The 285-nt window shown below is 52.6% G+C and carries 1 pseudogene; it reads left to right on the top strand.

The features are described 5' to 3' along the window. Positions 1-221 (top strand): annotated as a pseudogene (locus QP415_RS11600) (lipid II:glycine glycyltransferase FemX); the annotation flags it as partial. Positions 222-285: the final 64 nt, after the last annotated feature.

Genomic DNA, 285 nt, shown 5'->3' with positions numbered 1-285 from the left:
CACTCCTCCTTGGTAGCGAAGGCTTTAAAGGGTTCGATCTTCGAGGCATTCATTCTCCGCGTAATTCAACGCTGTTCCACGTTGGCCGCTACAAGCTTGCTTTCGCGACTTCATACACAGATGTTGCTGGCGCTTGGGATCTGCCCGTGTCGCGCCCGCAGTACATCATGGTGCGTTCGTTGCTGAATGTGAAACGAAAGTTGCGTCGAGTTTCCCGTTAGTCACCTCTTTCGTCTCCGTCAGTTGTACACACGTGCGTCGAGATTTGTCCGTTGGTTGGTTCAC

The organism is Pauljensenia sp. UMB3104 (assembly GCF_030217285.1).
GTDB lineage: Bacteria > Actinomycetota > Actinomycetes > Actinomycetales > Actinomycetaceae > Pauljensenia.
This window is presented reverse-complemented; position numbering and strand designations above follow the sequence as displayed.